7 protein-coding genes are annotated in these 8,564 nt (G+C 67.4%); 3 read left to right on the forward strand and 4 right to left on the reverse strand.

Features of this window, described 5'->3' with window-relative positions:
• Positions 1 to 19: 19 nt before the first annotated feature.
• Together NDI56_RS13790 and NDI56_RS13795 are read right to left on the reverse strand one after the other, a co-directional pair.
• Positions 20 to 2,413, reverse strand: coding sequence for a bacterio-opsin activator domain-containing protein (locus NDI56_RS13790; protein ID WP_310920122.1), 2,394 nt, complete (start codon positions 2,411 to 2,413; stop codon positions 20 to 22).
• An 87-nt stretch (positions 2,414 to 2,500) separates the two neighbouring features.
• Complete coding sequence (locus NDI56_RS13795) at positions 2,501 to 2,650, reverse strand: hypothetical protein (RefSeq protein WP_310920123.1); 150 nt, start codon at positions 2,648 to 2,650, stop codon at positions 2,501 to 2,503.
• A gap of 349 nt (positions 2,651 to 2,999) precedes the next feature.
• On the opposite strand from NDI56_RS13795, the gene NDI56_RS13800 reads away from it, so the two are divergent.
• From NDI56_RS13800 to NDI56_RS13810, 3 genes are all read left to right on the forward strand, one after another.
• Positions 3,000 to 4,247, forward strand: a complete 1,248-nt coding sequence (locus NDI56_RS13800) for a low temperature requirement protein A (protein WP_310920124.1) — start codon at positions 3,000 to 3,002, stop codon at positions 4,245 to 4,247.
• A complete protein-coding gene (locus NDI56_RS13805; RefSeq protein WP_310920125.1) occupies positions 4,244 to 5,455 on the forward strand; it encodes a low temperature requirement protein A in 1,212 nt (403 codons plus the stop codon). Before NDI56_RS13800 ends, NDI56_RS13805 begins: the two co-directional genes overlap by 4 nt.
• A 99-nt stretch (positions 5,456 to 5,554) precedes the next feature.
• Complete coding sequence (locus NDI56_RS13810; protein WP_310920126.1) at positions 5,555 to 6,400, forward strand: QueT transporter family protein; 846 nt, start codon at positions 5,555 to 5,557, stop codon at positions 6,398 to 6,400.
• Between the two features lie 57 nt (positions 6,401 to 6,457).
• Here NDI56_RS13810 and NDI56_RS13815 read toward each other — a convergent pair whose 3' ends face one another.
• Together NDI56_RS13815 and NDI56_RS13820 are read right to left on the reverse strand one after the other, a co-directional pair.
• Positions 6,458 to 7,558: a ferritin-like domain-containing protein gene (locus tag NDI56_RS13815; RefSeq protein WP_310920127.1), complete on the reverse strand. Its 1,101-nt coding sequence runs from the start codon at positions 7,556 to 7,558 to the stop codon at positions 6,458 to 6,460.
• Positions 7,559 to 7,611: 53 nt separating this feature from the next.
• On the reverse strand, positions 7,612 to 8,265 hold the full coding sequence (locus tag NDI56_RS13820) for a CDGSH iron-sulfur domain-containing protein (protein ID WP_310920128.1): 654 nt from the start codon (positions 8,263 to 8,265) through the stop codon (positions 7,612 to 7,614).
• Positions 8,266 to 8,564: the final 299 nt, after the last annotated feature.

Consider the following 8,564-nt stretch of genomic DNA (forward strand, 5'->3'; position numbering starts at 1 on the left):
TGCTCGCTCAACCCTCGCTTTACTCGAACAGCTCCTCGTACACCTTCTGCTGGGCGGCCCGGAGATGCTGGTGATAGGTCGGCCGCGAGATGTCCATCGCCGAGGCGAGCTCGTCGCCGTCGACCTCCCGGGGCCAGTCGAAGAAGCCGCCGAGGAACGCGGTTCGGAGCGCGGTCTCTTGGCGGTCGGTAAAGCGCTCGGCGAGGGAGGCCCGGAACTCCTGTTGGGTCTGTACGGGCCGCTCGTGTTCGTGATAGCCCACCAGGTCGGTGCCGTCGTAGTTGTCCTCGACCAGCGAGAACACCTCGCGGGCGTCGCCCTCGTAGGGGAGCTCGATGGTGTAGCGGGCGATACCGTTCTCCCCGGTGACGGCCTTGGGCACGGCGCCGTGGTCGACCAGCGTCGCGAGCAGCGAGTCCTCGACTGTCACCTCGAACAGCGCGCTCCCGTCGTGTTCGGCCACCTGCGTGACGCTTCGGACGGAGTCGGCGTCGAGCTCCTCGTGGACCGCCTCGCTGTCGGCCCCCTCGACGTCGAGATACAGCCTGAGCGACCCGTCGTCCTGTGTCACCGTGCCGGCGGAGGCGAGCGTCGCGCCCGTCGCCGCCGAGACCCGGCTCATCAGCAGATTCCGGTCGTTGACGGTGAACTCCAGTTCGATGACCTTGTCCGCCGACAGTATCTTGCCGCTCTCGATGGCGTTGATGGCGTTGGCGACGGCCCGGCCCAGCGCCTCAAGCACGATCTGCTCGCGGTCGTCGAAGGCGTCCGGTCGGTCGGAGCAGACGAACAACACGCCGTAGGTCGAGTCGGTGTAGGCCAGCGGGACCGCCATCATCGACGCCACGCGGGCCTCGTGGGCGCGCTGGACCCACTCGTCGTCGATGTCGCCCAGCTCGTCGAACACCTCGGTGGTGCCGTCGGCCAGGGCCGTCGCGCCCGGCGTGTCCTCGCCGACCGACACCGCGGCGCCGTCCATCGCGACGGCGCTCTCGCCGGCCCACTCGCGGACTTCGAGCTGATTGCCCTGGACGGCGGGCCGACCGATCCACGCGAACGTGTACGGTTCGGTGGCGGCCAGCTCCGCACAGACGCCCGCCTCGACAGCCTCCCGGGTGGTCGCCTCGACCAGCACTTCGACGGTGTTCTGGATGAGGCCGTTGATGCGGTCGAGGATGGTCGCGATGCGCTCTCTGGTCTCTCTGACCTCCTGTTCGCGTTTCGCGCGGTTGCAGGCCGCGGCGGCGTTGGTCGCGAGCAGGGCGACGACCTGCCGGTCGATGTCGTCGAACGCGTCTGGTTCGGTCGAGAGCACGCTGAGCGTGCCGTGGACGCCGACCGGCACGTACAGCCCCGACTCGGCGGTCGTGCCGCCCTCGTCGAGCTCGTGGCTGGCGCTGTAGCTCGCCGTCTCGCCCGAGGCGAACACTGTCCCGGCCTCCCCCTCGTCGAGCCCGTACACCGGTCGCTCGCCGAGTCGGTCGACGACAGCGTCAGTGACGGCCGCGGGTCGGAGCACCCGTTCGTCGGCGTCGTACAGCCGGACGACGGCCATGTCGAGTCCGAGCACCCGCTCGGTCGCGCCGGCCACGATGCTGGCCACGTCCTCGCGGCTCGGCGCCTGCATCAGGCTCCGGGAGGTCTCCTGCAGGGCCGAGAGCAGCTCCTCGCGGCGTTTGCGCTCCGAGATGTCACGGATGACGCCGGCGGTCCCGCGGAACTCGCCGTCGGGCCCGTACAGTACCGTCATGTGGTCTTCACAGGCTATCGTCTCCCCGTCGGCGCGCCGGAGGGCGAGCTCGAAGGTCGTCCCGACCTCGTCGCGGCCGGACGACGACAGTAGCTCCCGCAGTTTCGACTCCGCGAGTTCGACCGTCTCGCGGTCCTTGATGATAATCGTGTGTTCGCCCAGCAGCTCCTCGACGCTGTACCCTGTCAGCTCCGCCAGCGCCTCGTTGGCGAAGATGAACTGCCCCTCGTCGTCGAGCGCGTACACGCCGTCGTCGAGCGCGCCGATGACCTCGCCGTAGCGGTCGAAGCCGTCGACGGTCCCCGGATCGACGGCCGCGACCGACTCGATGCGGTGAGCGAGAACGACGTACTGCGTCTCGGTCCCCGGCTGGACGTACGCCAGCGTGTCGTCGGCCAGCGCCTCGTTCACCCGCTCGGTCCCGCCACCGGCGAAGACGATCACCGGCAGGTCGGGCCGCTCCGCCCGGAGGTCCGTGACCAGCGACGGCGGGTCGAACTGCAGGCTGACGACGCAGTCGACGTCGTCGACCGAACCGAGCGCCGTCTCGCCGGTCGCGGCCTGTACGTCGAACCCGTGTTCGACCGCCTCTAGCCCCGACGCCGTCTCCGCTACGCGTTGCTCGTCGTCCCCACAGACGAGAACCGTTTGACCGCGGTCCATACCTAACTGGTTAGCAACTCTGTTACATGAATGTGCTGGGTCGCTGCACCGGCCGACTGCGGGGCGGCCGGCAACGTCGTCGGTCCCTCAGGCGCTACTCCGGCCCCGTCGCTCGTCCATCCGCGGGTGACAGCCCGCACAGCGTTGCTCCTCGCGCCAGAACGTCATCGTCTCCGTCGGCCGGCGGTACCGCCATACCTGTGCTACCTCGTTCTTGCAGTTGTCACAGCTGACCATCGTCTTACGAAACAGATATTTTCTTCTACGATATAACTCTCCGGCTTAGTTCTACTTTAGGTGATAAAACACGTAGTGATGGAAGTTCTGGTGCTGGCAGTGAGCGGACGACACTGGGGCCGTGAGCCGACGGGAACCGGCCGACCGGCCGTTCGTCCAGCGACGCGAGCGACACGCCCCGAAGCAAGCGCGGTCGAAGTATCGCTATCGGAACATACGCTCGGTCACTCGCCCACTGCCCGGCGGCTCACTGGGACGATACATGTACGCAAGTTTATATTTCTAGCCAGCGTTGGTATAGCATGGCATGGTCCGGAGAGGCATCGTTACGCGGGGCGGAGTCGTGGACGTGAGTAGCCGGGTCGGCGGCTGGTGCCAGATACCTGTCTCCGTCTACTCGGACACCGACGGCGGTCTGCGCCACGCTTCGTGGCTGGAGCTGTTTCTGGACCTCGTGTTCGTCGTCGCCGTCGCTGCGCTCGGCGCGATGCTCCACGAGAACCTGACGCTCGCTGGCCTCGTCGAGTTCGTCGCGCTGTTCGCCATCGTCTGGTGGATCTGGCTGAGCCTCAGCTACTTCGCCGACGTGTTCGACACGGGGGACCCGGTGTCCGTCGCCATGATAATCGCCTCGATGTTCGGGCTCGTTTTCCTCTCCGGAACCGTCGGTAGCGCGTTCCACGGCGCGTCGTTCGATTTCGCCGTCACAGTCCTGCTCCTCAGGGGGTATCTCACTGCGGCACACGTCCGAGCGCGGCATCTCCGGCGGCAGGTCGACGCCGACGAGCGGCGGTTCCTGAACTACTGGATCGGGCTCGAACTGCTCGTGACCGGCGTGTGGGGGCTGTCGCTTCTCGTTCCCGAACCCGGCCGGTACGGGCTCTGGCTGGCGGCTCTGGTCATCAGCGTCGCCGGCATCACCACGATCTACCTGAACTTCCGACGGGTTCTCGGCCCGGAAGTCAGCCACTGTAGCGAACGCTTCGGGCTGTTCACTATCCTCGTCCTCGGCGAGACGGTTCTGGCCGTCGCGCTGGGCACGTCAGTCACGGCGTTTACCCCCGTGGTGGTGCTGGTCAGCGCCCTCGCGTTCGCCATCGTCGTCATGATCTGGTGGTTCTACTTCTACCGCTACGACGAGCGCATCTACGGGCGGCTGTTGTACGTGCAGAACGAACACTGGAAGCGCCTGCGACCGCGCGGCATCACCTACGTGTACTCGCACGTGCTCGTCCACGCCGGTATCGTCGTCACCGGGGTCGGTATCGCCGTCGGTCTCGAGTCCGCCGTCTCGCAGCACGCCCTCCCGCTGGGCGGTCGGCTGGCACTCACGCTCGGACTGGCGACGTTCCTCGTCGGGACGGGGCTCGCCCAGTGGATGACCCTGCCCTCGATGGACGGCCGCGTCGGAGCGGGACGGCTGAGCCTGGTCGGGTTCTGTGGCCTGCTGGCGGTCGGTGGCGGGGCGCTCTCCCCGGCCGCCTTGCTCGCTGTCGTCGCGCTGGCGACGTTCGCACTCTTGCTGTTCGAGGGCCGCAACCACGAGGACGCCCCAGCGCCGGCCCCCAGCGGGAGCCGTCCGGAGGGGACCTCATGAGTCTCGTCTCGTGGGCCAACTCCCAGTGGCAGGGGTCTCTCAGCGTGTCTGCCGAGACCGACGAGAGCCTGCGCCACGCGACGTGGCTGGAACTGTTCTTCGACCTCGTGTTCGTCGTCGCCCTCGCGGAGCTCGGTGCGCTGCTCCACGACACCCTCGACGTCGTCGGGTTCGTCCGCTTTGTGGCCCTGTTCGCCATCGTCTGGTGGATCTGGCTCGCCGTGAGCTACTACGCCGACACCTACGCGACGGACGACCTGCTCTCGCGGCTGTTCGTCATCGCCGCGATGTTCCTGGTTATCCTCCTCTCCCAGACTATCGCGGGTGCGCTCACCGGGGCGTCGTTCGCCTTCGCGGCGAGCGTACTGGCGCTCCGGGTGCTCCTGACACTGGGGCACCTCCGGGCGCTCTACATGCGGTCGGACGCCCGGCAGTTCGTCGAGTACTGGGTCGGTCTCGAAGTGCTGGTGACGGTCGTCTGGGGGCTCTCGCTGCTGGTTCCGCCACCCGGACGATTCGGGCTCTGGGTCGCCTCCTTCGGCCTCGGCACCGCCGGGCTCGCGGTCGTCTACCTCGGGTTCGACACCATCGAGACGCAGGTCTCGCACTTCTCCGAGCGGCTGGGCCTGTTCACCATCCTCGTCCTCGGCGAGACCATCCTCGGCGTCTCGCTGGCGACGTCGCTCGTCCCGCTCGACGTGCGGACCGCGCTCGTCGGCGCGCTCGCGTTCGCCGTCCCCGTCGCCGTCTGGTGGCTCTACTTCAACCGCTTCGACGAGCAGGCCGTCAGCTGGTCACCGCCGAACGAGGCCGACCGCTGGCTCGAGGCGCGCCAGCGGGTCATCGTCCACATCTACAGCCACTACCTCGTCCACGGGGGTATCGTCGCGACGGGCGTCGGGCTGGCCGTAGCCGTCGAGGCGTCGCAGGCGGGTCACGCGCTGCCCGCCGGTAGCTCTTCCGTGCTCTATGCGGGTCTCACGGCGGTGATAGTGGGCGTCGCTATCAGCCACCGCACGTCGCCGGCCTCGCTCGGGAGACAGCCAGTCGTCGCTCGATTCGTGTTCGCGGCCCTGTTCACGGCGCTCGCAGCCGGGTGGCACGTGCGGTCGCCACTCGCCACAGTCGGCGCGGCCGTCTGCCTGCTCTGTGCGCTCGTCGCCGTCGAGAACGCGAGCCGACTCGTCGCGGTGCCCGCGTCCGGCTGAGTCCCCGGCGAGCGCCGGACCGGAGCCGAAGAACTGTCAGCAAAATATAATACCGTCCGCCGTTTCGGTTCGGGCACCCACTGCGGAGTGGGCGACGACATGAACGAGGTGCTCACGATGTGGCGGGACTCGCGGATGATAGCCCTGACCGCGGTCATCGCGGCGGTGTACATGACTGCCCTCATCCCGTTCAAGGGGCTCGTCATCGTGCCCGGCTTCACCGAGGTCCGGCCGGCGAACGTCCTGCCCGTCACGCTCGGTCTACTGTTCGGGCCCGCGGCGGCCTGGGGAGCCGCCATCGGGAACCTGCTCAGCGACGCCTTCGGGGGGACCCTCTCGTCGGGGAGCGTGTTCGGGTTTCTGGGCAACTTCTTCAGCGCGTTCGTGGCGTACAAACTCTGGGGCTGTCTCGGCCCGCTCTCGTCCGGCGAGCGCCCCAGAATGGACTCGCTCTCCCAGCTCGGGGAGTTCGTCGTCATCTCCTTCGTCTCCGCCGCCGGCACCGCCGCCATCATCGCCTGGGGACTCGACCTGCTCGGCCTGTTTCCGTTCGCCGTCTTCGCCCTCATCGTCACGGTCAACAACTTCGTCGCCGCCGCCGTCATCGGGCCGCCGCTCCTGTATCTCCTCTACCCGCGGATGGAAGACGCCGGCCTCCGGTATTCGGACTTCCTGCGGGACCAGCCGCTGCCGTCGGTGTCGCCCCGACGGCGCCGTCTCAGCGCGATCGGACTCGCCGTGGTTCCCGTGGGCTGGCTGGTCGGCGGGGAGCTCATCGGCGTTGCTGTCCAGGGTATTCCCTTCGGTGTCCCCGCCGGTGGCATCGACCCCGGCACCGGTGGCTCGGTGCTACAGGCGGCCTTCGGCGCCGTCGCCTTCGCCGCGCTCCTCGGATTCAGCCTCCTCTCCGGTAGCTGGTTCCCGCCCGAACTCGGCGTCGACTGACGCTGGACGCGAGCCGCCCGGTTGCGCTGCTCCCCGTCGTCGCTCCGCGCGCACGAGTCAGCTATCCGACGTGCCGGGCGTCGTCTGCAAGCTCTCTACCACGCCGTTGAGCTGGGCCAGTTCCCCCTCCGCCTCGACGACTGTCGTCGTCAACGCTCGGAGCCGCGCTCTGGGCGTCACCCCGTCGCCGAAGCGGTGGAACTCGAAGGTCGGCCCGGCGTGGCGCTGGGCCGTCGCAGTGGCCGGTGTCGCCGTGAGGTGTCGAGCCAGCGGCGAGAGGACGCCCGACATGACCGTATAGAGGTCGCGGACCAGCGCGTCCGTCCGCGCCCGCTCGTCCGTCGCGTATATCTCGTCCATGAGCACGTACATGTAGCTGTACGCCGCGTTGAACAGCTCCGAAACGGGCCGCAACTCCGGGGCAAACTCGCCGGTCGTGGGATTCGTCAGTACCGGCCGGACCGCTCCGAGGCGGTAGGTACCGTCAGCGATCTTCATGAACTTGTAGTAGTGTGTCATCTCGTGGTGATTCGGGTCCGCCCAGTGCTCGTCGCGCACCCCCTCGCCCTGGTGGATGACTGTCTCGACCGCGCTGCGGGCGCTCTCGAGGTCCCGTATCGGATGTAACCCCCCGCTGTCTGTCTCGTCGAACTCGATGGGCGCGTAGTAGCCCGGCTTCATCAGCTGTCGGTCCACCCGCGGGCTCTCGAACAGCGACTCCCGGTCGTCGAGCCGTTCCAGCGCTTCCTCGACGGCGAGATAGAACTGACTGATGGTCTCGTAGTCGTCGTCTTCCGGGACGCTGTCGACCGTCCGGGGGTGCTCGATCGGGAGACAGACCCGTTCGATGAACTCCGGGCTACAGCGTTCGAGGGTGAGCTCTATCGCCGGTTCGTGGTGCGGAAGGTCCATCGGATACGACGGCAACACGGCCTCGTCGTAGAACCGGGGGTCCCCGCCGACCGCGACCAAGAGGTTGGCGGCGAGTGCCGCGTGCAGCATCTCCTCGACGACGACGCTCCGGATGAGCCGGTACGGCTCGGAGTCCCGGTCGTCGATGGAGTACATCGCGTACAGATACGGGGGAATCGTCGAGAGTTCGACCTGCACGGCCCACTGGAGGTGTTCCTGCAGGCCCTCTCTCGTCTCGATAGACATGAACAAATAATTGACAGCAATGCCCATCAACGTACCGGGGTCGCCGGCGCAACTCAGTCTTCGTCGGTCGTGAAGCCGATTTTCGCGTGGCTGCCGTCACAGAACGGCTTGTCGTCGGAGGCGCCACACCGACACAGCCAGGCGTCCTCGCTCCGCTCGGTCGTCCCGTCGTCGCCCTCGATTTCGAACGCACCTTCCACGTGGAGCGGGCCGTTCGCGGTCGGTGTCACGGAGAGCGCTCCCTCGGGCGGACCGTCGGCATCGCTGTCCGCACTGACCGACCCCGGCGCCTCGAACTCGATGTCCAGATGCGTGTTGTCACAGAGCGGCTTGTTGCTCGACGCGCCACAGCGACAGAACCCGACGCGGGTGTCCGAGAGCAGGATCCGGCCGTCTTCGTCCACGACGTCGATGTCGCCCCGCGCGTAGAGCGGCCCATCTGTCGTCACCTCGATGGTGTTCTCTTCGGGCGTCTCCTCCTCCCAACCGTCGTCCTGCCGCTCGAACTGCAACGCCCCCGTTGGACACTGCGTGATGACCTGGGCCACCGCGTCCGCGTCGGCGCTGTCGGGAGCTATCCAGGGCCGCTCGTCCGGGTCGAAGACGCCCGGGAGCCCCTCGACACACTCCCGCGCGTGAATGCACCGCTCCCCGTCCCAGGTCACGGTGATGTCCTCGCCCTCGTACTCGTGGATATCCTCGTCCATACACTGCCATGTGTCTGTGAAACGATAACTGTTCTCACGCGGCTGGCGACCCGGTCTGGTTCCCTCGATTCCGCAGTTGCTGCTCGCGAATTGCTCGCTGCAAAATTCACCGGCCGGGAGTGAGCACTCGCTTCGCGAGTGCGAACGCTGATGGACAGAGTCCATCGGAAGTGAGCAAACGCAACGCGTTTGCGAACATCGGCCGGCAATCGACCGCAGGGAGTGCGCCGGCCGGGAATTGAACCGCCTGAAGACGGTCGCTCGCTCCGCTCGCGCTGCGTCTTCCGTGCTTCAATTCC

Source organism: Halomicroarcula saliterrae (assembly GCF_031624395.1).
Lineage (GTDB): Archaea > Halobacteriota > Halobacteria > Halobacteriales > Haloarculaceae > Haloarcula > Haloarcula saliterrae.